We start from the raw sequence: 24,026 nt of genomic DNA, 5'->3' as shown, positions 1-24,026 counted from the left end.
AAGGCATGTATTACAGCAAGATTGTAGACAATCTATTTGAATAAAATCATGAGTTATAAATTAGTATCTATTTACCGTAATTTCTTTTAAATCTTTTTTATTGTTTCTTCTGGAAAATATCGATATTAGTGAAATTATCTGGTGCTTCACAGTAGCTTTATTGGTACATTATTGAGCATCGACATAGATGTAATGTATTTTTCGAGACAGAAAAAACTTAACTCTATGCATATTGTTGAATGAAAGGACTTTTTTGATGTTTCAACATATCCCCCCATACGCAGGCGATCCAATTCTCTCTTTAATGGAACAGTTCAATGCTGATACTCGTTCTGAAAAAGTAAACTTGAGTATTGGTCTTTACTATAACGAAGACAGTATTGTTCCTCAGTTAGAGACTATTATTGAAGCGCAAAAGCGTATTGAGCCTAAGAACGGTAAAACCAAACTTTACTTGCCAATGGAAGGCTTCAAACCTTACCGTGAAGCAATTCAAGCACTTTTATTTGGTGCAAACAGTCCAGCAGTTAAAGCGGGCCGTGCTGTAACCATCCAAACGCTTGGTGGTTCAGGTGCATTGAAAGTTGGTGCTGACTTCTTAAAAACTTATTTCCCAAATTCAGATGTTTGGGTAAGCCAACCAACTTGGGATAACCACGTTGCGATTTTCAGTGGCGCTGGCATCAAGACGCATTTCTACCCATATTTCGACAACGAAACTCGTGGTGTAGATTTTGACGGTATGTTGTCTACACTTAAAACTTTGCCTGAGCAAAGCATTGTGTTGTTGCACCCATGCTGCCACAACCCAACTGGTGCTGACTTAAACCCAGCGCAATGGGATCAAGTGATTGCGGTATTAAAAGATCGTAACCTTATTCCTTTCCTAGACATCGCTTACCAAGGTTTTGGCGATGGTATGGAAGAAGATGCGTATGCAATCCGTGCTTTAGACCAAGCGGGTCTAAACTTCATTGTGAGCAACTCGTTCTCTAAAATCTTCTCTTTATATGGCGAGCGCGTTGGCGGCTTAACTTTCGTTTGTGACGATGCAGAAGCTGCTCAGTGCACATTCGGTCAGTTAAAAGCAACTGTACGCCGTATTTACTCTAGCCCACCGACAACAGGTGCTTGGTTAGTTGATGAAGTGTTAAATGACGCTGAACTTAACCAACAATGGCAAGGTGAAGTGAAAGAGATGCGTGAACGTATTATCAAAATGCGTAGCATCTTAAAAGATGAACTCACTAAAGCATTACCAGACCGTGACTTTAGCTACCTTGTAAACCAAAAAGGTATGTTCAGTTACACAGGTCTAACTGCTGAGCAAGTTGATATCTTGCGTGAAGAATATGCAATCTACTTAGTACGTAGTGGCCGTATTTGTGTAGCAGGTTTAAACATGAACAATGTTTACACTGTTGCTAAAGCAGTTGCAGAAGTGCTTGCTAAATCAACAGAAGCGGCATAATACATCTATTAAAAAAGGCGCTTCGGCGCCTTTTTTTTATTTCTCGATATTAAGATTTGGTTTTGCCCCAATATTTTAGTTTTGAGGTATGCCCAATCCCCACATTAAAGCTATTGGTTGGGTCAAGTTTTTGATAAAAGTTGGCTAATGCAGGTTTGGCAATGTAGAGATGCCCAACATTATGCTCTGCCGGATACTCAGCACGGCGCGCATCGAGCAACTTCCACATTTGATGTTCCATTTCTAAAGGGTCATGGCCCTTTTTCAGAATGTAATCCTGATGGAAAACATGACAAAAGAAGTGCCCATAATAGAGTTTATGGAGGATGTTCTTTTCCATCTCGGCTGGCAGCTGCTCTACCCATTCACGGTCATTGCGACGTAACGCAATATCAAGCGCCACAATATCTTCAACTTCACTACGGTGTGTATCGCGATAACGAATTGCAGCACCTGCAATCGCAAAACGATGTAAGAATGCCTTTCGTCCTTCTTCTTCGCTACATACGAAATAACTACCTGACTGGTGCACTGCAAAATATTCTTTTAAAAATTGTTCAGTTTGTGCTTTCGAATTATTTTCAACACGTAAAACTAAATGATGCTCATAACGGTCTCGATACTCGGTCATACGCTTAGGCAAATGACTCGGTAAAAAGAACGTAATCGCCTGTAAAATCTGGTCTGTTAAGCCTTTAATTTTAAATCGTTCTAAGAAACCATCGACTTTATCTTTCATCGCAAAGGCTTTTGGAACATTGGCTGTGCCAAACTTTTCAATAAATAAGAAGGTGTCTTTTCCGTACTTTTCACCAATTAAGTAAGCATCTCGGTGGATATATTCACCTGCAATCGGTAAACTTGGCAGTGAGGTTAGTAAGTAACGACGAATGGCTGTTAAGTCATCAGCATCATTAGTACCTATATAAAAGACATTGCTCTCTACTTTTTCATAAGTATCAAGACGAACCGCAAACACACAAACTTTACCTGCCGAACCTGAGGCTTCAAACAATCGTGACGGGTCTGCATTAAAACGAGCGGGTGTATCTTCATCAACTTGAGTCACATCGTGGGCATAACGGTGGTCAGACGCCTGTTTTTCACTGTCATCTAAAATATCTACCGCTTGATATTGCTGCTTCTCTAAACGAGTCAAAATTTCTTCGGGTGTCGAGCCTAAATTCACCCCTAAATGGTTCACCAGTTCTAATTGACCAGCAGCATTGACCTGAGCATATAACGCCAGTTCAGTATACGCAGGACCACGGCGTACCAAGGCACCGCCCGAGTTATTACAAACACCGCCTAATACTGATGCCCCAATACAAGATGAACCAATTACTGAATGTGGCTCACGATCATAGCCTTTTAAAATTTGTTCTAAATTATCTAAAGTCGCGCCCGGTAAACAAATCACTTGCTTACCATCATGAATGACCTGAATGCCCTTTAATCGGCGCGTACTCATGACTAAAACAGGACGATCATAATCATCGCCATATGGGGTTGAACCGCCAGTGAGTCCTGTATTGGCCGCCTGCATAATCACAATACAATCTGCTTCAATAGCAGCTTGGAGTACCTGCCATTGCTCTAGCAATGTGCCCGGCACCACCACAGCAAACACTTTCCCCTCACCAAAACGACGACCTTGACGGTACTGACGCGTGCTTTGATCATCGGTCAAAACATAAGAACGCCCTACAATATTTTGTAAGCGTTCGATCACTGCTTGAGGAGAAAGTGTTTGCATGATGGTTTCCTTTTGGTCATCCATTTATCAAATTAGACCAATACGACGGAGTCTTACCGTTTGTAATTTATAATTTAATTAGCTCATTCTCTAATTCGAATCAGCCCTATATTTACTATCGTGGGGCGGCAGGGATGCCGCCAGTTGAGCAACTGTACAAGGAAGTACTGTTTGCTCAACAAAAGGTTTTTGGTTACTTTTGACCTTTCAAAAGTGACAAATGCCTACACGCAAAACTTTAGCAAATCACCAAATTTTGAGGCTATACTTATTGCTTCACTTAAAAAGTTATTTCTTAAAAACCTTGCTTCATCGCCTGTACTAAACAATCCGCATTAATATCCTGAATCGACTTAGCACCCGTGAGCGTCATCGCAACACGCATTTCCTTATCAATCAAATCAAGCAAGTTCGACACCCCTTGCCCACCTGCTGCTGCCAAGGCATAAACAAATGCACGGCCAAGTAAAACCGTATCGGCACCAAGCGCCAACATCCGCACCACATCTAGACCATTACGAATGCCTGAGTCAGCCAAAATCGCCAAATCACCTTTCACCGCATCAGCAATTGCAGGCAATGCACGAGCAGACGACATTACGCCATCTAACTGACGACCGCCATGGTTTGACACCACAATGCCATCTGCACCAAAACGCACAGCATCTTTGGCATCTTCAGGGTCTAAAATACCCTTAATCACCATTGGGCCATCCCAAAACTCACGAATCCACTCAAGGTCTTTCCATGAAATCGATGGGTCAAAGTTCGAGCCTAACCAGCCAATATAGTCTTCAAGCCCAGTCGGTTTACCTAAATATTTAGAGATATTTCCCAAGTCGTGCGGACGGCCCATTAGGCCGACATTCCACGACCAATGTGGATGGAACATAGACTGCATATAACGACGCATTGCAGCATTTGGTCCACTCATTCCCGAATGAGCATCACGGTAACGCGCACCCGGCACAGGCATATCTACGGTAAATACAAGTGTTGAGCAGCCCGCCGCTTTTGCACGTTCCAAAGCATTACGCATAAACCCACGGTCACGTAATACATAAAGCTGGAACCACATAGGACGATTAATTGCAGGCGCAACTTCTTCAATCGGACATACCGAAACCGTTGAAAGCGTAAATGGAATGCCCTTTTTGTCAGCTGCCATCGCAGCTTGAACTTCGCCGCGACGCGCATACATGCCTGTTAAACCAACCGGTGCCAACGCAACTGGCATCGACAATGTTTCATTAAACAGTTTTGTCTCTAAACTTAACGCTGACATGTCATTCAGCACACGTTGACGCAATGCAATTTCTGACAAATCTTGTACGTTACGCTTTAAGGTATATTCCGAATACGCTCCACCATCAATGTAATGAAATAAAAATGGAGGTAAGCGACGTTGTGCCGCAGCACGATAATCATTGCCAGAAGAAATAATCATTTTGAATCAACTCTATTTAAACGGTTCGCACGTTTCTGACGAGCTTCGTCTTCATTCAGAGAACGTACATGATTAATTACAAATTCAATATGACCGCAGACAGCTTGGCGCGCGGCCTCTGGATCTTTACGATCGATCGCATCCATGACCTGAAAATGCTGCTCACTCAGCAAGTCACTATTTATTGGATCGTTATAAACTTTTTTACGTCCCAACAAGACGTTGTATTGCAGTAAATCAAACAAGCTACGCATCATCTGAATCAGTACAACATTGTGAGATGCTTCTGCAATCGCCAAGTGGAATTCAGCATCTGCCACCGCAGCTTGTGCTGAGTCACCCGCATTTTGATGACGACTAATTTCATTAAAATAATGACGGATTTTGGCGCGATCTTCAGGTGTTGAGCGCAATGCGGCATACCATGCAGTACCACCTTCAAGTAATAACCGCGCCTCTTGCACATCAAAACGGTACAACGGATCTTCTTCAATCAGGTTACTAATTGGGTTCACAATCAGTTGCTGTGGCCACTGTTCAGGTAACTGCTGAATATAAGTCCCATCTCCGCGGCGGCTGATTAGCACACCTTGACTATTGAGCTGTTGAATCGCTTCACGTAAAGACGGACGAGAAACCCCTAAGCTAGTTGCAAGCTGGCGCTCGGCAGGCAAACGTTCACCTTTTTTCATGTGACGCTCTTCAATTAATGCCTGCAATTTCATGACCACTTGATCGGAGATTCTCATCGCGTTTCCTTCACTGGAGTTATGGAATCATCCACGGAACCAGATAAGCCTGAACCGTAATAATGATGCCAACAAAGACAGTGAATATGATGCTATGTTTTACCGTGAAACGGAACAAGTCAGACTCTTTTCCAACTAATCCTACCGCTGCACAAGCAATCGCAATGGACTGTGGAGAAATCATCTTACCTGTTACACCACCGCTGGTATTCGCTGCTACAAGCAATACTTCTGGAATACCAATCTGCTGAGCAGTGGTCGCCTGTAATGCCGAGAACAAAGCATTTGAAGATGTATCTGAACCTGTAAGGAACACACCCAGCCAACCCAAAAATGGCGAGAAGAAAGTAAACGCATGACCCGTATGCGATAGAGCCAAAGCTAAAGTTGCAGATAAACCTGAATAGTTCGCAATAAAAGCAAACGCCAACACCATACCAATCGAGTAAATCGGTGTTTTCAACTCATTGAGTGTTTCACCAAAAGTCGTTACTGCTTCACTTGCTTTCATTTTCAAGAAAATAGCAGTGATGATTGCAGCAATAAAAATTGCCGTACCTGTTGCAGAGAACCAGTCAAACTTATAAATCGCTTCGTATGGCTTCATCTCTGCCACAATTGGCGGCATTTTCTCGACCAATTTATGCAAGTACGGCACTTCAATTTTGAAAATTAAATGTTCCAGTGCACCATCTTTTGCAAATAATGCTTTAAACGGCTTAACACTCCAGATGGTGACCATCACCGTTAAGATTGCAAATGGAGACCACGCCTTAGCAATTTTTCCAATACTATAACGTTGAACCGTTGTAGGTTGCTGAACCAAAGTTTGACCAGCTTCAGGTTCAAAACGGAAAATATGTTTTGGTTTCCAAAAACGGAACAACACAGTCAGGCTGACCAATGAAGCAATTGCCGCTGTAATATCCGGTAATTCAGGACCAATAAAATTAGATGTAAGATATTGTGCAATCGCAAAAGCGCCACCACCCACTAATACAGCAGGCCAAGTTTCCTTAACACCACGCCAGCCATCCATAATCGCCATAATCCAGAACAGTACTATCAGCGTTAAAAACGGCAACTGACGTCCAACCATCTGGCTAATTTCCATGGTATCTACACCAGAAACCTGCCCCGCCACAATAATTGGAATACCCATTGCACCAAATGCAACTGGCGCTGTGTTTACAATCAAACATAAGCCGGCAGCGTAAAGTGGTTTAAAGCCTAAACCTACAAGCAGTGCAGCGGTAATTGCAACAGGAGCACCAAAGCCCGCCGCTCCCTCAAGGAAAGTACCAAATGCAAAACCAACTAGTAACATTTGCAGACGTTGGTCTTCGGTAATCGACAAAATACTTGAACGAATAACCTCAAACTGACCTGTTTTTACCGAAATTTTATATAGAAAAACTGCCCCGATAATGATCCATGAAATTGGCCATAGACCGTAGAAAAAACCATAAATGATAGAAGCAAAGGCCATTTGACCCGGCATTTGATAGAAAAAGAGTGCTATCAATAGTGCAATAATGACTGTGCCTGTACCCGCGATACTGCCTTTTAGACGGAAAACAGCCAAAGCTAAAAAGAAGAAAATAATCGGGATTAATGCAACTGCACTGGACAGCCAAATATTATTTAAAGGGTCATAAAGTTGTTGCCACATATTGAGCATTGTCATCTCCTTGAAATGCCGGGGCGAATTTTTTGTACCTTAAAATTTTAAACATTTAGCACAATTGGTATGACCAATTAAAAATTAAGTGCAAATGCTATTCCTTGAACCACAATATGCATCATAAACATAGCCATTCTCAAGGTCAATTATTAAATAACCATTAAAATTGGTATTACCAATTGGCTAAGCAAAATCAAGCCACTCCGAACTTATAGATTTATTTATTAGACTAAAGTCGTAAAAAAACGTTCTTATAAATTGAAAGATGGTCTATTGAAATGAAGCGTAAAACTTGAATATAAAAACTATAAACATAACCATTTATTGAGAAATGTATAATAATGCTCAAAACTCAAATCATTTGTATTGAACTGAATAATGACTACTTTAACGTGTTTTAAAGCCTATGATATCCGAGGCAAACTCGGCACCGAATTGAATGAAGAAATCGCTTATAAAATTGGTCGTGCTTACGGACAGATCTATAAACCAAAGACTGTAGTTGTAGGTTGTGATATTCGTCTAAGCAGTGAAGATTTAAAACAAGCGACCATCCGTGGTTTAAATGATGCTGGCGTGAATGTGCTTGACTTAGGCATGACAGGAACTGAAGAAGTTTACTTCGCTGCTTTCCACTTAGATGTACAAGGTGGAATTGAAGTTACCGCTAGTCATAACCCAATGGACTATAACGGTATGAAACTGGTTCGAGAAAATGCTCGTCCAATTAGTGCAGATACGGGTTTAAAAGAGATTAAGGCTTTAGCAGAAACTAATCACTTTGAAGAAGTTAGCCAAAAAGGTACAACACAAAGTTATAACATTTTGCCCGAGTTCGTTGATCACTTAATTACCTATATTGAACCAGCAAAAATCCGTCCCCTTAAATTGGTGGTAAACGCGGGCAATGGTGCAGCTGGTCACATGATTGATGCTATTGAAGAAAAATTTAAAGCCCTTAATGTACCAGTTGAGTTTATTAAAATTCACCATGAAGCAGATGGTACTTTCCCAAATGGGATTCCTAACCCAATTTTAATTGAAAACCGTGACAGTACCCGAAATGCTGTAATTGAGCATAAAGCAGATATGGGAATTGCGTGGGACGGCGACTTTGACCGCTGTTTCTTGTTTGATGAAAAAGGTCAGTTCATTGAGGGCTACTATATTGTTGGTCTCTTAGCCCAAGCTTTCTTGATTAAACAACCTGGCGAAAAAATTGTTCATGACCCGCGTTTAGTGTGGAATACGTTTGATATAGTCGATGAATATAAAGGTGTTGCAGTACAGTCAAAATCTGGTCATGCATTCATTAAAGACGTGATGCGTGAACACAATGCAGTATATGGCGGCGAAATGAGTGCTCATCATTATTTCCGTGACTTTGCTTATTGCGACAGCGGCATGATCCCGTGGTTACTCACCGTTGCTCTACTCTCTGAAACAGGACAAACACTTTCAACACTGGTTGAAAATATGATTACCAAGTTCCCTTGTAGCGGTGAAATCAACTTTAAAGTAGCTGATACACAGATCACTATTCAAAAGATTTTCGATTTTTATGCTGATCAAAATCCAGAAATTGACCGTACTGATGGTGTAAGTCTAGACTTTGGTGCATGGCGCTTTAATGTACGCGCTTCAAATACTGAACCTTTGCTACGTCTTAACATTGAAAGCCGTGCGGATCGCCAAGCCCAACAAATGCAGCATTATGTAGATGAGCTGACTGGGTTGATTCAGAACTAATTCATAATAAAAAAGGAGCTATCAGCTCCTTTTTTATTGCTATTTAATTATATCCATTAGGATTCTGCTTCTGCCAATTCCAACTATCTTTGAGCATATCTTCTAAGCCATATTGCGGCTGCCAACCTAACTCAGCAACTGCACGGCTATTGTCTGCAAAAGATGTTGCAACATCGCCAGCTCGACGTGCTACAAACTCAAAGGCTACGGGTATGCCATTAACTTGTTCAAAGGTATCTTTAACTTGCAAAACAGATGAACCATTACCTGTACCGATATTCCATGCTCGGCAACCTTTCGACTGTAAACGGTTGTTTAAAGCACACAAATGTGCATTCGCTAAGTCAACCACATGAATATAGTCACGCACACCAGTACCATCTACCGTGTCATAGTCATTACCATAAATAGACAGCTTCTCACGGCGGCCAACAGCAACTTGAGTCACATAAGGCATTAAATTATTTGGAATACCTTGTGGATCTTCACCAATACGTCCACTCTTATGTGCACCTACTGGATTAAAATAACGAAGTAATGCGATTGACCACTCTGGATTAGACGCCGACAACTTCTGCAATAATTGCTCAACAATCAACTTAGTATAACCATAGTTATTACTTGGCATACCTGTTGGCATGTCTTCGTTTAATGGCGATATATTGCCTTCGTCATACACTGTTGCAGAGGAGCTAAATACAAGTGCATAAACACCGGCCTTTTCCATCGAGTTAACCAGTTGAATACTACCCGCAATATTATTATCAAAATAAATGAGCGGTTTTTCTTGGCTTTCACCCACAGCTTTTAAACCTGCGAAATGAATAACAGCATCAATTGAATGATCTTGAAATACACGATCAAGTTCATCCGCATTACGGATATCACCCTGCACAAAAGTTAAACTTTTTTGGGCGATATCTTGAACTCTATTTAAAGATTCTTCTGAACTATTCGAAAGATTATCAAAAACGATAACTTCATGACCAGCCTGTAAAAGCTCAACACAAGTATGTGAACCAATATAACCTGCGCCACCAGTGACTAGAATTTTAGCCATCTACTTTTCCTAACAATATTTTAATTAATCCGCGCGTTGATGCATCAAGTGTTGAAAGATCATTTTGAACACCGTTTAAAATCGGAAGTAACTGATCAGCAATCTGCTTACCTTTCTCAACTCCCCACTGATCAAATGGATTAATATTCCAGATCACAGACTGCACAAAGACTTTATGCTCGTATAAAGCAATCAACATTCCTAAACTATAGGGGTTTAATTCTTTCAATAATAATGTAGAACTGGGTTGATTGCCTTCATATTGCTTATAAATTGGTAAATTATCTAATTCAGTCGGGTCTAAAGCTTCATTACCAAAAGCTAATAATCTTGATTGCGCTAAACAATTTGAAAGTGCCAGATGATGTTGCTCGACTAGAGCTTCTGCATTTTCAACATAGGTAAAATGATCTGCGTTATAACGTTGAATTGGCGCAATAAAATCACAGCTTACTGCTTGTGAACCTTGATGTAACAACTGATAGAAAGCATGCTGGGCATTGGGTCCAACCTCGCCCCATATAATAGGGCAAGTATCAAGCTCAACTTTTAAGCCATTGCGCTGTACTGACTTCCCATTGGATTCCATTTCTAACTGTTGCAGATAAGCCGCAAAATATTTTAATCGCCCATCATAGGGTAATACTGCATGAGTCTGAATATTTAAAAAGTTATTATTCCAGATTCCTAACAATGCCATCAAAACTGGAATATTTTGATCAAAACTCGTATTTTGAAAATGCTCATCAACTGCATGAGCCCCTGCTAAAAGTTGCTGGAAGCCGTTCACACCAATCGTCAATGCTATAGGCAATCCTATACAAGACCATAGAGAATAGCGCCCACCTACCCAATCCCACAGCAGTAACTGGTTTTCAGACGCGATTCCCCACTCTGACATTTTGTCAGCTTTTGTAGATATACCAATAAAGTGACTTTTTAATACACGAGCATGTGTTCCTAAAGCTTTTTCAAGCCACTGACGCACCGTTTGAGCATTTGATAAAGTATCAATCGTACCAAAAGATTTAGATGAAATAATAAATAAAGTTGTTTCAGGACGAAGTTGATGGAGCAACTCAGATAACTGGCTACCATCCATAGTCGAAACAAAGTGAATATTTAAAGGCTTAGCCGTTTTCACCTTGAAATCAGACAAAGCATGCGTGACCATTTGTGGTCCTAAATCAGAACCACCCACCCCAATATTAACAACGTCTTGAATCACCTCACCAGTTGAACCCCGATATTGCCCTGCATGGATTTTTTCCACTAAGGCATACATACGTTGTAACTGGCTATGAACTTGTTCTGTTAAATCTGGAAACTTTGAATAATCAGCCGGTAACCGCAATGCCCAGTGCATTGCCTCACGTTGCTCAGTACAGTTAATTTTATTTTGTGAAAAAAGGCGATTAATCCATTCGGTTAAGCTTTTAGTCTTCGCAAGAGCTACTAATTGTCCCAAAATATCTTTGGTTAAGCGGTGCTTACTATAATCAAAAAATAATTGATCAAATTTTACAGAATAATTTTGAAAACGATCTGGCTCTAAAGCAAACAACTCTTTTATATGTAATTTTGAGTTTTTTTCACCTAAATTTTGAAGATGAGCTAAAGGTGAGACTAAGTCCTTTGGAAATTGCTCAATTGATTTACTCATAAGCGACCTACTCCTTCATAAGCAAAACCTTTCGACTTTACATAGGCAGGATCATAAATATTACGTCCATCTAAAATTAAAGGATGCTTCATTAACTGTTGTAGTTGCTTAAAGTCAGGACTCCAATATTGCTTCCATGCCGTGACTAGACATAGCGCATGAGCATCTCGTACCGCCTCATATTGGTCCGTACATAAAATTAAATCTTCACGATGTCCATAAGTTGCAGCTATTTCATCTAAAGCTTGAGGATCATGCAGACGTACTATTACACCCTGTGCCCATAATGCGGCTAATAAAATATGAATCGGTGAGTTATGTATATTCGAAGTATTTTCTTTAAAAGAAGCTCCCCAAATCGCAACTGTTTTACCATTTAGACTACAGTGATAATAATTCCATAACTTACGAAATAAAATTTCTTTCTGCTGCTCATTAATCGCCCAAACCTGTTCTAAAAGGCGGCTTTTTGTTCCAGTTTCAGACACAGTACTCGAAAGTGTTAAAATGTCATGCGAAAAATTCTCACCGCCAAATCCTACACCCGGCGATAAATATGCAGCACCAATACGTGTGTCAGCAGCGATACCATGCTTTACATTCGCAATATCAATACCTAACTTTTCGGCAACCATAGCCAAATCATTCATATAACTAATGCGGGTAGCCAACATGCCTGAAATACTCAGTTTGGTGAACTCAGCATCTAAAATCGGCATAAATAAATATTGATAACTAAATTGGAAAAAAGGACGCAATAACTCTTGCATGGTTTCACTTGCATCTCTAGATTCCACACCAACAATGACATGTTTTACATTCAATACACTGTTGATAGCATTACCTTCCTGAATCACATCAGGAAAATAAACCCACTCATCTTTTGGTAAATGCTGTTTTAATTTCTCTGTACCATGCAAACCAAAAGTAGAGCCATTAATCATTAATCGCGGATGAACAATAGGTCGTTCGCTCAGTTTCTCTACTGTTTTTAATGCAAATTCAATTTGTGTTGGGCTAAAACAGAATAAATAAACTTCAATATCTAAAGGAATCTCAGAAAAAGGGCTCTCTTTTAAAAAACCCGCTTTTCGCTGCTTATTTAAATAATTATTTACGTCTTGATCTTGATACGAAAGTACAGAAATATTTTCTTCACAGGTGACACTTGTACACCAGTAAATTTGATTACCATATTCAGCTAATAACGCTGCCATCACGCCGGCATGTAACGTTGTTCCAAATACTGCGATTTTCATTGCACACCTGATTTTTTCGTATTTTATAGATTTCTCTTCCCTTTACAGGAAGAGAATATACTGCTCAGCTACTATATTCAGTAGTTTTTACAAATGCTTAAGCAGAACTACAAAACTTTATAATTTAAGTTCTTGAATCAGCTGTTTAAATTCCAATCCTAACTTAGGGTGTGCAACACCATAGTGTAATACAGCTTTCAAATAACCAAGCTTGCTACCACAATCAAAAGTCTGGCCTTGCATACGATAGGCTTCAACAGTCTCAGTTTCTTGAAGCATCGCAATAGCATCAGTTAACTGAATCTCATTGCCCGCGCCTTTCGGAGTATTTTCCAAAAGCTGCATAATCTTAGCAGGTAAAATATAACGCCCCACCACAGATAAATTAGACGGTGCAGAACCTATAGCAGGCTTTTCGATAATTCCCTGCATAGCAATACTTTCACCCTCATTCGGGCTTTGCTTTACATCAACAATTCCATACTGATCTACAAGATGGTCTGGTACTGCCTCAACCATGATTTGAGCAGCTTGACTTGATTCATAGCGTGAAATCATACGCGATAGATCATTTTTTCCTGAGTTATCTTGCACTAATACATCTGGCAATAACACAGCAAAGTCATCTTGCCCAACAATACTTTTTGCACATAAAACAGCATGCCCTAAACCCAAAGGTTGGGGTTGCCTTACACTTACAACACTTACATGAGAAGGAATAATCTGCGTAATTTCTTCAAGTAAATCGAACTTTTTCTTTTGCTCTAGAGTCGTTTCTAGTTCAAAGTTTCGATCAAAATAATTTTCAATTGATGCCTTAGATGAATGAGTTACCAAAATAATTTGCTCAATTCCAGCCTCTACAGCTTCCCGCACGACATATTCAATTGCAGGGCGATCAACCACTGTGACCATTTCTTTGGGAATTGACTTACTTGCTGGTAAAAAACGTGTACCTAATCCAGCTACAGGTAAAACTGCCTTTTTAATCACACATTCACTCTCTAATTAACCATAATATCTTTACTACGTTTATAACCATCAACATAATGTTCGAGTTGACAAAGAGCCCAATCAATATCTTTTTGAACAGCAGTCATATTATTTACTCGATCAAAAACTTCTTGAATTTCAGTGAGTGGATAGAACTTTTCAAATGATCGAAGAATTCTACTGTGCTCGGTATATTCAGTATTTTCTTGATCAATTAATAATTCTTCGTAAAGTTTTTCTCCTGGGCGTAATCCACTATAGTGAATTTCGATATCCCCTTGAACTGAGTCTTTTTCACGCACAGTTAAACCACTTAAAGAAATCATTTGTCGAGCTAAATCCTGAATACGAACAGGTTCACCCATATCAAGTAAAAAGACATCTCCGCCTTTACCTAAAGCACCAGCTTGAATAACCAACTGCGAGGCTTCAGGAATGGTCATGAAGTAACGTGTTACATCAGGATGAGTCACAGTAATAGGACCACCTTTTGCAATCTGATTTTTAAATAACGGCACTACAGAACCCGAAGAGCCTAGTACATTACCAAAACGTACAATACTAATTTGAGTTTGCTTTTGAGCTTCAGCCATTGCCTGACAATAAAGTTCAGCCATGCGTTTTGAGGCGCCCATAACATTGGTTGGACGTACTGCTTTATCAGTCGAGATGAGAACAAATGTCTCCACACCCTTTTTCACAGCTGCATTTAAACTATTCGCTGTTCCAATCGCATTGTTCTTTAATCCTGCAATTGGATTACATTCTACTAAAGGTACATGTTTATAAGCGGCGGCATGATAAACAGTCTGTACACTATATTGCTCAATAATACGTTCTAATTTTTGTTGATCTTGAACAGTACCTAAAATTGGGACAATTTCACATTGGGCATTTAGACGTAATTCTCTATCAATACTGTAAAGCGCAAATTCAGTAATTTCATAAATAATCAACATTTTAGGTTGATTTTTAATAATTTGTCGACATAGCTCCGAGCCAATAGAACCGCCCGCACCTGTTACCATTACGATTTTATTATGAATATTTTTTGCAAGTAAATGATCTACAGGGGGTACGGGATCACGTCCTAATAAATCAACAATGTCTACTTCACGAATATCAGCAACTTTTAGCTCACCATCAACCAACTGAGTAAGACCAGGAAGTTCAGTAATTTTAAGATGTGCAGGTTCTAGCTGTTGGATAATTTCACTTTTACGTACGCGACCTACTGAAGGTAATGCCAGTAAAATTTCATCAGTTTTATACTTTCCAAACCGCTGTAAAGCTTTCTCTAAAGATAGTACTTTTAAGCCTCCAACCATATGGTCTTGCAAAGAACTATTATCATCAATGAAAAATACAGGTAAGTGGTTGCCAGAACGGTAAAGCACAGCTGCAATTTGCTGACCAGCATCACCAGCACCATAAATTGCTATGCGCTTAGGTTCTTCACCAGTCTGTAATGAAGCTTTTACAATAAAACGAATGAATGCACGGCTACACCAAACCCAACCAAACATTAAGAAACCAAACATCAATGGAATTGAAGTTGGAACAAAAGCTGCAGAGAATGCATTTAGGCCATATAAAACAACCACCATCAGGGCAACAGCAAGCGCTAATTTTGCAATAAAGGCTTCATTAAAAGTACGGACAATAAAGCGATATACCCCAGTTAGCATTAAACTTAAAATAGCAACGATAGTAACAATGGCTACTCCATAGTTAATACCTGGGATAACATCAGCACCTAAATCAAATAGTCGAATGGCGTAACATAACCACAAAATAACAGGAAACGCAAAAAGGTCTACAAGAACCAAAAAACATTGTTTAGCAAGTCTTGGGGCAGACGCAAACTGATAAATAATCTTTTTCACAATACTCTTCTAATCGTTCTAGTAACCGTGCGGTATTTATACTCATTTCTCATATAACTAGAAATAAAATTTACGCAGCGGTTACATAACTTTAAATCAGATCATAATTCAAAAGAAAGCTATGTGAATAGCTTCACATTTTTATGATTGTATAGCTCTACTAACTGCATTAATTGCACTAACTGTCTTTGCTATATTATCTTGGCTTAAAGTCGGATGCACCAAGAACATCAAGCTTGTGTCACCTAATTGCTGTGCATTTTCCAAACGTTTTTCTGGACGCCATGGAGTACCATCAAAAGCATGCTCTAAATAAACTTCAGAACAAGAGCCACTAAAACAAGGCACATCTTGGGCATTAATTTCTTGCATTATACGATCACGTGTCCAACCTTCTGGTAACGTCTCTAAATTCACTTGTACATAACATTTATAATATGCATGTACATAGTCATCAGAAGGGATATGAACGTTAAAGTAAGGGGAGTTTTCAAACGCTTTTAAAATCTTTCCGGCATTTTCAGTACGCTTTTGTGTCCATTCAGCCATACGTGTTAACTGAATTCGACCAATAACTGCTTGCATTTCCATCATGCGCCAGTTGGTACCAAATGAGTCGTGCAACCAACGGAAGCCTGGAGGATGTTGTTTATTATAAATACTATCGTAACTTTTTCCATGGTCTTTATATGACCACATTTTTTTCCAAAGTGTCTCATCATTTGTGGTGACCATACCGCCCTCACCACCAGTTGTCATAATTTTATCTTGGCAAAAAGACCAAGCAGAAATATGACCAATTGATCCTGCAGCTTTACCTTTATATTTTGCACCATGAGCCTGTGCGCAATCTTCAATAACATAGATGCCACGCTCAGCAGCAAGTTGCATAATCGGATCCATATCGCACATCCAACCAGCCAAATGTACACAAATAATCGCTTTCGTATTTGGTGTAATGACAGCTTCAATCGTACGTCGTGAAATATTCTGCGAATCTACTTCTACATCGGCAAAAACAGGATTAGCACCCGCGGTTACAATGGAACTCGCTGAAGCAAGAAAAGTACGGGACGTCACAATAACGTCATCATCTGCACCAATATCTAAAGCTTTTAATGCAACATCGAGTGCAACGGTACCATTTGCTAAAGCCACCGCATATTTTGTACCAGAAAACTCGGCAAATTCTTTTTCAAAGATTCTACATTCTTGCCCAGTCCAATAATTTACTTTATTTGATAGTAATACATTTTTGACTGCGTCAGCTTCTTCTGTAGTAAAACTTGGCCATGGTTCAAATGCAGTGTTTAACATTTTGATTTCCTAATAAAAAATACTTCTTACTTTCTTTCTAAAATTCTGGCAGGGTTGCCGACAACTGTTACGCCAGCTGCTACACTTTTAGTTACTACAGCACCCATACCCACAACAGCACCTTTACCAATGACTAAAGGCTTATCAGGTGTACCTTGTTTAATGACTGCTCCAGCACCAATGTACGCATGATCTTCAATACGAATATTGCCATTACATTTAACACCCGGTGCAAAAGTTACATAGTCGCCAATCACACAGTCATGCTCAACATAACTGTATAAATTAGCATGAAAACATTTACCGATTTTTATATTTGATGTAATTGAAACAAAAGGGCTCAGGGCTGCACCTTCACCCATTTCAATGTTATCCATAATGACTGTATTATCAGCTTGTACAGACCAAAGTTTAATATTATCTGTAGCCAACTGATTTGCAATTTTTTCACGAATTTGACTATTCGCAATAGCGATTAATACATACTTATTAGAGCATTCTATTGATTTAAAAGTTTGATAGTTTAAGGCCGTATGTCCGTTTACTATCTTTTCTTCTTGTAAACTATCATCAATAAAATAAATTTCAGCCGCAATACCCTGACGTTGAAGCTGTTGTCTTGCAACAGGCATCAAACTGCGGCCACAGCCTGAAGCACCATAAATCGCATAGATCTGGTTACTCATTTATCTGCTTCCGACTTTGAACCTGTAAACTTGGTCATCGTAGCTTCACCCGCTTCATTAATATCATCTTTAGCGATTACTTTTTTAACGGTTTGTAGCATTATTTTAAAGTCTAACCAAAGCGATCTATTTTCAACGTACCACGTATCAAGTTTAAATTTTTCTTCCCAGCCAATTGCATTACGTCCATTAATCTGAGCATGACCAGTCATTCCTGGACGTACATCATGGCGTTTCGCCTGTTCTTTATTATAAAGTGGCAAATACTCCATCAGTAGGGGTCTTGGACCTACAATACTCATATCACCTTTAATCACGTTCCAAAGCTCAGGCATTTCATCCAAACTCGTAGAACGAAGCATTTTACCAAATGGCGTTAGGCGCTCACTATCTGGTAAAGGGTTACCCTGTGCATCTGTTGCATCTTTCATAGTTCGAAACTTAATCATTTCAAACGGCTTACCATGTAACCCCGGGCGAACTTGGCGAAACAATACTGGCGAGCCTAAGTTTTTTTTCACCTTATATGCAACATAGAAATATAATGGCGAGAGCAAAGTAAGAGCAATAGAAGCAATAACAATATCCAGTAAACGCTTTAGCATATTATGCTCCTGTTACCCAGTCAGAGAACTTTTGAGAAAGAATAGAGCGGTTAAACTGTTCTTTAGCAACTTGCTGACCATTTTGCCCCATCTGATGGAGTTGCTCACGTTGATCCGCAGCTTGTTCCAGTGCATCAGCAAATGCTTTTGGATTTTCAGGTGGCACAGCAAACCCACATTGTTCTTTTGTAATTAACTCAGCTAACCAACCTGGATAGTTATTCAGGACTGGTAAACCTGCCGAAATATAGTCAAAGAATTTGTTAGGAGATGTACCATAATAAAAAGCTGGAACATTTGCTAAAATTTGCAAGCCAATATCTGCGCTTGCCATAAGGCCAGCCAACTTTGCTTTGTTAACAGGGTCATGAAAAACCACATTATCTAGTTGAAGCTTTTCAGCTCGCTCCATTAATACTTTTTTCTGCATACCATCGCCCACAAGAACAAGTTTAATATCTGTTCTTTGACGGTCTTTCAATTCTACAGCTACATCTAACACAGCATTTAAACCATTTGCCAAGCCATGCGTCCCTGTAAAAATTGCCATCAAGTCAGTTTCTTCTACGCCTTCTGGACGCCAGGGTTGGTGATCAGAAGCAAAAATGTCTAGATCACATCCATTAGGAATAGAGGCTACTTTTTCTGGTGCAATACCACGTTTGATTATGCCATCCACGATTCCAGGGGATAGACCAACTAAACGATCAGCGGAATGATAAGAAGTCCACTCAAGCACTGACATCATCCATAAAACAATAGGATTTTTTATTACACCCATAGCTTTCGGAAGTTCAGGCCATAAGTCACGCACTTCAAAAACAAAAGGTTTCCGACGTAACCATTTAGCAAAAATACCTGGAATGCCTGCTGTTAAAGGAGTAGTAGTTGCAAAAACAATATCGTATTGCTCAGTCAAAGCAACTTTAATTGATTTAAATGCAAAACTTAAAAAAATTAGAATTCGTTTTAAAAACGATAAGCTATTTGAATAAGGCAATTCAAATTCAATAATATTAATACCATCTACTACACCACGGCGCACCCCCTTATTAAAAGGTTGGGTTAAACCAGTCTGACCAGCACCAAAAGAACCACAAACCATAGTGACTTGATGCCCATTGCGAATCAATGATTGAGCCATTGCATAAGAACGAATCCCAGCTGACCCTTTTGGTGTAGAAAAATGCTGATGGAAATATAAAATCTTCATGTTATATCTTTAATTACGGTAAAAATCGTAGTCGGTTGTGTTGCTGTAATTTCCAGAACAGGTAATTTAGTCTTTTGATAATAATATCTCGACTCTTCACCCTCGGTGAGATGAATAGAAATAGAATGCTCAGCTTCTAAAATTATCTCAACTTTTCCATTGGTTAAAATATTATTGTTTAATATCCAATGATCTGGTTGTAAACGCCAACGTAAAATAGCTTGCTGCTGAAAACCAGAAATATTATCTACTACTTCTATTTGATTATCTGTTAATAAAACTTTACGGTGATGTCCACACTGCCAATAGTCCTGGTAGCCACAACCAAACTCATATGGTTTATACGTTAAATTTTTTGGAGTAATCCAAGCACCAAACAAGAAGCGACTTAAACGTGGCATTTGTTGGTGTTTATCGAACTCAACTGTATTGTGACTTGCAACGCCTGAGAAATAATCTAAGTCTTTTGGTGATGAATTATAACTATATGTCCCACCATCTCTTAGTATATTTTGACCTTTAAACCAAACATCTAAATGCAACCCATCACACTGACTTGGACGAAATTTAAATTTTGGCAACTTGAAAGCAATAAAGAAATTATCATTTTTAGAAGTAATTAAACCACTCTCATTGAAAATTTGGTTTCGCGAAGGTAATTTACAGTTCTCTTTTTCCAATTTATGTATGTGGAAAAACTCTAAACTTTGATCATAAGTTCCTGAATCTTGATAGTAACTATGCTTGTGGAATAAGGTACTAGCCAATTGTACTGTTGGTCTGAAATCACGATAATCGGTCTGGCTTACAGGAATAAGTTTAGCGCCATCGTTTGCTCCTAGATTAGGAACATCACCATTAGCTTGAGTTAGTACATATAACCAGTCAGTAGCTTTTTGCAATTGAGTATATAAACTTTTTGAAAAAGGCTTTAGGTTTAATTTCTGACCTACAATTTCAGCTAAACAATACGAATCCAACATCACTCGATGATAATTAATTGAATATTGACTAAAGCCGCCATCTTGCATGATAAGCTTGTTTGCCCTATTAACTAACCATTTCTCGCCTAATGCTTGCCATTTTTCATATTGTGGCGAAGGCTTATTCGCATTTAAGACTGCTCCACCTATATAAAGTGCGGCCGCCTCAGATGTTCCGTGATTATTATCTTGAGCAATTGCATAATCAATTGTTGGTTCAATACGTTTTAAATGAACTTCAATAAAACTTGAAATGTTATCATTTAACTGATTAATTTTTCCTAAGCCAATAATTGCACTGATAATATGCATGACACGAATAGATGCTTCCTGTCCACATTTCCAATTTGGCCCTAAATAAGCAGGATTATTATTGCACCAATCATTCAACCATAAATCGAGTTCAACTAAGGCTTGACCATTCCTTGCCTTACATTCTTGCAAAACAAGATTAATAAGCCAATCAAAACGCGAAGCTTCCCATATCCCTTTAATATCCCCTACCTTCTCATCAAAATCGGGGATTTGGTACCAAGGCTTTTCTATATGTTGAAAAGTATGCTGAGTTAAAGGACTATAAAACCAATTCGGGAATTGCCCTGCCAATGGATATTTTAAATATCCAAAGGCAGTTAAAGTTGATTTGACAGGTATATTAATTTGTTCAGATTGACCACTTTGACTAAAGAAATAGCCCTGTGGCAATTGTGCAGATAGCTTTTGAACAGGATTCAATCCTGTTTTTACACCCACCCGATACTTAAAAACTCTAAACAAATTAAACAGCCCTAATGCAAGAGCTGTTTGACCTTTCATGATCAAACTCATGTTTGTGCTCTTAAAATTTCAGCAACCTGAATAGTTACCCTAGCTACCTCAAAAATTTCATCAGCTGGGATAGGTGTTTCTTTACCATTACGGATACTTTCAACAAATGCCGCTGCACAAGCATCTTGGCCTTTATCTTGTCGCCATAAGTTCATTTTATTAAACCCTGGCCAACCAAAAGCTTTAAGTTTTCTAAAGTTATCTAATTGCAACACACGGCCTGCTGTAAATACTTCCACACGCTCTTTCGGGAAATTGGACGCTCCATTTGCCAAATAGAAAATTGTTCCAAAAGAACCATCTTCAAAACCAAGCGTAATCGAGGCTTTATCTTCTAGAACCTGTACTGCATCAGTTTCGCCCATACGTCTAGCTTGCACAGAAACGATTTTCGAACCTGCCAGAAAACGCATAAGATCAATAAAATGGCATGCTTCACCAATAATACGCCCACCACCTACAGCATTATCTTGTGTCCAATGATCTGCAGGAATAGCACCAGCATTCATAGTCATAATAAAGCTTTTCGGCTCTTTTACAGTATTCAGCAAAGCCTTCATTTTTTGTACTTGTGGTGAAAAGCGACGGTTAAAACCTACCATAACACGAGCATATTGATTACTGTGTATATTATGGTTGTAAACAGCTTCTACTTTTTCAATTTCTTCATAAGTAAGCGCTAATGGCTTTTCAACAAAAACATTCTTACCAGCTGAGAGTACTTTTTCAACAAAATAAGCATGACTATTATGACGCGTAGCAATGGCTACTGTATTAATATCTTTATTATTTAATAAACCCTCAATATCTGTAGAAGCTTCAGAAAAGCCGGTTTTCTCACCATGGATTACACCATTAATACCACCAGAGGTCACAATAGTGTGTAGCTGGGAAGAAGCCTTTTTAAAAGCAGGAATTAAGATACGAGAGGCGTAGTTACCCGCACCGATAAAACCAACTACCGCATTCTTTGGCTCAATTGAAATTGGACGTAAAACTACCCTTTTTTCTAAACGGCTTTCTACTGGAGAGGTATATTTTAATAAAAGCCCTAGTCCAGATTTATCTTCAGTAAGTGCATTATAAGCTTTAGGCGCATCTTCAAATTGAAAACGCTCAGTAATAAGTGGCTCTACATTTAATGTACCAGCTGCCAACATATCTAACACTGCAATAAAATTACGCTGTTCAGTCCAGCGAACAAAGCCTACAGGATAATCATTGCCTTTCTCTTCATATTCAGCATCATAACGTCCTGGTCCATAAGAACAAGAAACTTGGAAGCTTAGCTCTTTTTCATAAAAATCTGCTCGGTTAAGCTCCAAACCAGTTACGCCAACCAAGATGATACGGCCACGCTTTCGGCTCATGCGTGCCGCTTGTGTTACTGGATCACTGACTTTTGTCGATGCCGTAATAATTACGCCATCTACACCAACACCACGACTGAAAGCTAAACCTGCTGCCACAGGATCTTCGCCTTTACCTGGATTACAGATTTCTGCACCAATTTTTTTTGCTAGCTCAAGTTTACTTTGGTCAAAGTCAATTGCGAGCACGCGACAACCATTGGCTCTTAACATTTGAATGGTTAACAAACCAATCAGACCAGCACCAGTTACAACAAAGCTTTCACCTAAAGTTGGCTGAGCAAGGCGAATACCTTGTAAACCAATACTAGCAACTACCGCAAATGAAGCAGATTCATCATCAACATTATCTGGGATTTTTGCACAAAGATTTTTGGGTACTTTAACCATATCAGCATGAGGGCCGTTTGAAACGACACGATCACCTACTTGGAAACCATCAACTCCAGCACCTACTTCTTGCACGACACCTACATTACAGTAGCCAAGAGCTAAAGGCTGAGCTAATTTCGATTTAACCGCATCGTAAGTAGTTAGCAACCCATCAGTTTGTACTTTTTCAAGCACCATTTTCACTTTTTCTGGTTGTTGACGAGCTTTATCAATTAAAGAAGCTTTACCAAAGCCCACTAACATCCGCTCTGTACCAGCAGAGATTAGCGAAGTGGTAGTTGAAATAAGTAAATGACCTTTTGAACATTGAGGTACAGGAGCTTCGGTCACAGTCGTACCACCATTTGCCATATCTTGAAGAATTTGTTTCATTAATAACTTCCTAAATATTCATCAATTTTTTGACTGAGATCATCTTTTTCTAAATTAAACAACATAACATTATCGGGTCTCGGCACTACATCCGATGCTAAAACAGGAGCACCAAAATATAATGCCTCTCTCAAACTTACAGAGTCACCATCTGTGGTTGTCGCACGAATAAACAATTTCGTTACATCCAAAAGAGGCCATATTTTCTTATCATTCTCTAAAAAGAGAAGATTGTCATATTTACCAGTAAGTGAACGTACCTTTGCTCTTATTTCTTGACTAAAACTAGTTTCTGGGTAACTTGCAATAGCAATAAGGAAATAATCATCTTTATATTTTGGCGCTAATTTCGCAAAAATATCTATTAAAGAATCTAATGTATAAATATCAACGCCTTTAGCATCTAAATTTGGTTGAAATGCACTAGTTAATATGATTTTCCTTTGCTGATTTTTTAATGTTGTTTTATATAAATCTAATAGTTTTGGATCATACGTATATAAGATATCTTTTAGTTCAGCCTTTGCAGGTGGCAAAAAAGC

At 39.1% G+C, this 24,026-nt stretch carries 17 protein-coding genes and 1 pseudogene; 2 read left to right on the top strand and 16 right to left on the bottom strand.

The window, feature by feature from the left end; genetic code table 11:
- The first annotated feature begins 256 nt into the window (after positions 1-256).
- Positions 257-1,471 (top strand): amino acid aminotransferase, encoded by a 1,215-nt coding sequence (locus NL42_RS02520; RefSeq protein WP_461311658.1) that lies wholly within the window; start codon positions 257-259, stop codon positions 1,469-1,471.
- Between the two features lie 49 nt (positions 1,472-1,520).
- Here the strand turns inward: NL42_RS02520 and dld are convergent, their stop codons facing one another.
- The 4 genes from dld to lldP all read right to left on the bottom strand — a co-directional run bounded on the left by dld (position 1,521) and on the right by lldP (position 7,110).
- Positions 1,521-3,227, bottom strand: coding sequence for a D-lactate dehydrogenase (gene dld, locus NL42_RS02515; RefSeq protein WP_461311657.1), 1,707 nt, complete (start codon positions 3,225-3,227; stop codon positions 1,521-1,523).
- A 295-nt stretch (positions 3,228-3,522) separates the two neighbouring features.
- The gene (gene lldD, locus NL42_RS02510; RefSeq protein WP_461311656.1) at positions 3,523-4,674 is read right to left on the bottom strand and encodes an FMN-dependent L-lactate dehydrogenase LldD; all 1,152 of its coding nucleotides are present in this window, start codon (positions 4,672-4,674) and stop codon (positions 3,523-3,525) included.
- A complete protein-coding gene (lldR, locus tag NL42_RS02505) occupies positions 4,671-5,423 on the bottom strand; it encodes a transcriptional regulator LldR (RefSeq protein ID WP_336169047.1) in 753 nt (250 codons plus the stop codon). Before lldR ends, lldD begins: the two co-directional genes overlap by 4 nt.
- 19 nt (positions 5,424-5,442) lie before the next feature.
- Positions 5,443-7,110: an L-lactate permease gene (gene lldP, locus NL42_RS02500; protein WP_461311655.1), complete on the bottom strand. Its 1,668-nt coding sequence runs from the start codon at positions 7,108-7,110 to the stop codon at positions 5,443-5,445.
- A gap of 375 nt (positions 7,111-7,485) precedes the next feature.
- Here lldP and NL42_RS02495 point away from each other — a divergent pair, with 375 nt between their 5' ends.
- Positions 7,486-8,856: a phosphohexomutase domain-containing protein gene (locus tag NL42_RS02495; RefSeq protein ID WP_461311654.1), complete on the top strand. Its 1,371-nt coding sequence runs from the start codon at positions 7,486-7,488 to the stop codon at positions 8,854-8,856.
- 43 nt (positions 8,857-8,899) lie between these two features.
- On the opposite strand, the gene galE is transcribed toward NL42_RS02495, so the two are convergent.
- From galE to NL42_RS02435, 12 genes and pseudogenes are all read right to left on the bottom strand, one after another.
- Positions 8,900-9,916, bottom strand: coding sequence for a UDP-glucose 4-epimerase GalE (galE, locus tag NL42_RS02490; protein WP_461311653.1), 1,017 nt, complete (start codon positions 9,914-9,916; stop codon positions 8,900-8,902).
- Positions 9,909-11,579, bottom strand: a complete 1,671-nt coding sequence (pgi, locus tag NL42_RS02485) for a glucose-6-phosphate isomerase (RefSeq protein WP_461311652.1) — start codon at positions 11,577-11,579, stop codon at positions 9,909-9,911. The genes galE and pgi overlap by 8 nt, the downstream gene beginning before the upstream one ends.
- A complete protein-coding gene (locus NL42_RS02480; protein ID WP_461311651.1) occupies positions 11,576-12,838 on the bottom strand; it encodes a nucleotide sugar dehydrogenase in 1,263 nt (420 codons plus the stop codon). The genes pgi and NL42_RS02480 overlap by 4 nt, the downstream gene beginning before the upstream one ends.
- Positions 12,839-12,955: 117 nt before the next feature.
- The gene (gene galU, locus NL42_RS02475) at positions 12,956-13,831 is read right to left on the bottom strand and encodes a UTP--glucose-1-phosphate uridylyltransferase GalU (protein ID WP_461311650.1); all 876 of its coding nucleotides are present in this window, start codon (positions 13,829-13,831) and stop codon (positions 12,956-12,958) included.
- Between the two features lie 11 nt (positions 13,832-13,842).
- Positions 13,843-15,717, bottom strand: coding sequence for a polysaccharide biosynthesis protein (locus NL42_RS02470; protein ID WP_461311649.1), 1,875 nt, complete (start codon positions 15,715-15,717; stop codon positions 13,843-13,845).
- A 141-nt stretch (positions 15,718-15,858) separates the two neighbouring features.
- On the bottom strand, positions 15,859-17,034 hold the full coding sequence (locus NL42_RS02465) for a DegT/DnrJ/EryC1/StrS family aminotransferase (RefSeq protein ID WP_461311648.1): 1,176 nt from the start codon (positions 17,032-17,034) through the stop codon (positions 15,859-15,861).
- A 26-nt stretch (positions 17,035-17,060) separates the two neighbouring features.
- Complete coding sequence (locus NL42_RS02460; protein ID WP_252610970.1) at positions 17,061-17,720, bottom strand: NeuD/PglB/VioB family sugar acetyltransferase; 660 nt, start codon at positions 17,718-17,720, stop codon at positions 17,061-17,063.
- Positions 17,717-18,325, bottom strand: coding sequence for a sugar transferase (locus tag NL42_RS02455; RefSeq protein ID WP_461311647.1), 609 nt, complete (start codon positions 18,323-18,325; stop codon positions 17,717-17,719). The genes NL42_RS02460 and NL42_RS02455 overlap by 4 nt, the downstream gene beginning before the upstream one ends.
- A 1-nt stretch (position 18,326) precedes the next feature.
- Positions 18,327-19,538 carry a glycosyltransferase family 4 protein gene (locus tag NL42_RS02450; RefSeq protein WP_461311646.1) on the bottom strand — a complete coding sequence of 404 codons (1,212 nt, stop codon included), beginning with the start codon at positions 19,536-19,538 and terminating at the stop codon, positions 18,327-18,329.
- Positions 19,535-21,349 carry a heparinase II/III domain-containing protein gene (locus NL42_RS02445; RefSeq protein WP_461311645.1) on the bottom strand — a complete coding sequence of 605 codons (1,815 nt, stop codon included), beginning with the start codon at positions 21,347-21,349 and terminating at the stop codon, positions 19,535-19,537. The genes NL42_RS02450 and NL42_RS02445 overlap by 4 nt, the downstream gene beginning before the upstream one ends.
- On the bottom strand, positions 21,346-23,484 hold the full coding sequence (locus NL42_RS02440; protein WP_461311644.1) for a bi-domain-containing oxidoreductase: 2,139 nt from the start codon (positions 23,482-23,484) through the stop codon (positions 21,346-21,348). Before NL42_RS02440 ends, NL42_RS02445 begins: the two co-directional genes overlap by 4 nt.
- Positions 23,484-24,026, bottom strand: a pseudogene (locus tag NL42_RS02435) (glycosyltransferase family 1 protein); the annotation flags it as partial. The gene NL42_RS02440 and the pseudogene NL42_RS02435, both read right to left, overlap by 1 nt.

It is taken from the genome of Acinetobacter sp. GN11 (assembly GCF_054823985.1).
Note: the sequence above shows the minus strand (reverse complement) of the source record. Positions and strands in the feature narration are given on the sequence as shown.

What these genes read in the sequence shown, in the direction of transcription:
- NL42_RS02520 (WP_461311658.1), top strand. Translation starts at nt 257, where the DNA reads ATGTTTCAACATATCCCCCCATACGCAGGCGATCCAATTCTCTCTTTA.
- dld (WP_461311657.1), bottom strand. Translation starts at nt 3,227, where the DNA reads ATGCAAACACTTTCTCCTCAAGCAGTGATCGAACGCTTACAAAATATT.
- lldD (WP_461311656.1), bottom strand. Translation starts at nt 4,674, where the DNA reads ATGATTATTTCTTCTGGCAATGATTATCGTGCTGCGGCACAACGTCGC.
- lldR (WP_336169047.1), bottom strand. Translation starts at nt 5,423, where the DNA reads ATGAGAATCTCCGATCAAGTGGTCATGAAATTGCAGGCATTAATTGAA.
- lldP (WP_461311655.1), bottom strand. Translation starts at nt 7,110, where the DNA reads ATGACAATGCTCAATATGTGGCAACAACTTTATGACCCTTTAAATAAT.
- NL42_RS02495 (WP_461311654.1), top strand. Translation starts at nt 7,486, where the DNA reads ATGACTACTTTAACGTGTTTTAAAGCCTATGATATCCGAGGCAAACTC.
- galE (WP_461311653.1), bottom strand. Translation starts at nt 9,916, where the DNA reads ATGGCTAAAATTCTAGTCACTGGTGGCGCAGGTTATATTGGTTCACAT.
- pgi (WP_461311652.1), bottom strand. Translation starts at nt 11,579, where the DNA reads ATGAGTAAATCAATTGAGCAATTTCCAAAGGACTTAGTCTCACCTTTA.
- NL42_RS02480 (WP_461311651.1), bottom strand. Translation starts at nt 12,838, where the DNA reads ATGAAAATCGCAGTATTTGGAACAACGTTACATGCCGGCGTGATGGCA.
- NL42_RS02465 (WP_461311648.1), bottom strand. Translation starts at nt 17,034, where the DNA reads ATGTTAAACACTGCATTTGAACCATGGCCAAGTTTTACTACAGAAGAA.
- NL42_RS02460 (WP_252610970.1), bottom strand. Translation starts at nt 17,720, where the DNA reads ATGAGTAACCAGATCTATGCGATTTATGGTGCTTCAGGCTGTGGCCGC.
- NL42_RS02455 (WP_461311647.1), bottom strand. Translation starts at nt 18,325, where the DNA reads ATGCTAAAGCGTTTACTGGATATTGTTATTGCTTCTATTGCTCTTACT.
- NL42_RS02450 (WP_461311646.1), bottom strand. Translation starts at nt 19,538, where the DNA reads ATGAAGATTTTATATTTCCATCAGCATTTTTCTACACCAAAAGGGTCA.
- NL42_RS02445 (WP_461311645.1), bottom strand. Translation starts at nt 21,349, where the DNA reads ATGAGTTTGATCATGAAAGGTCAAACAGCTCTTGCATTAGGGCTGTTT.
- NL42_RS02440 (WP_461311644.1), bottom strand. Translation starts at nt 23,484, where the DNA reads ATGAAACAAATTCTTCAAGATATGGCAAATGGTGGTACGACTGTGACC.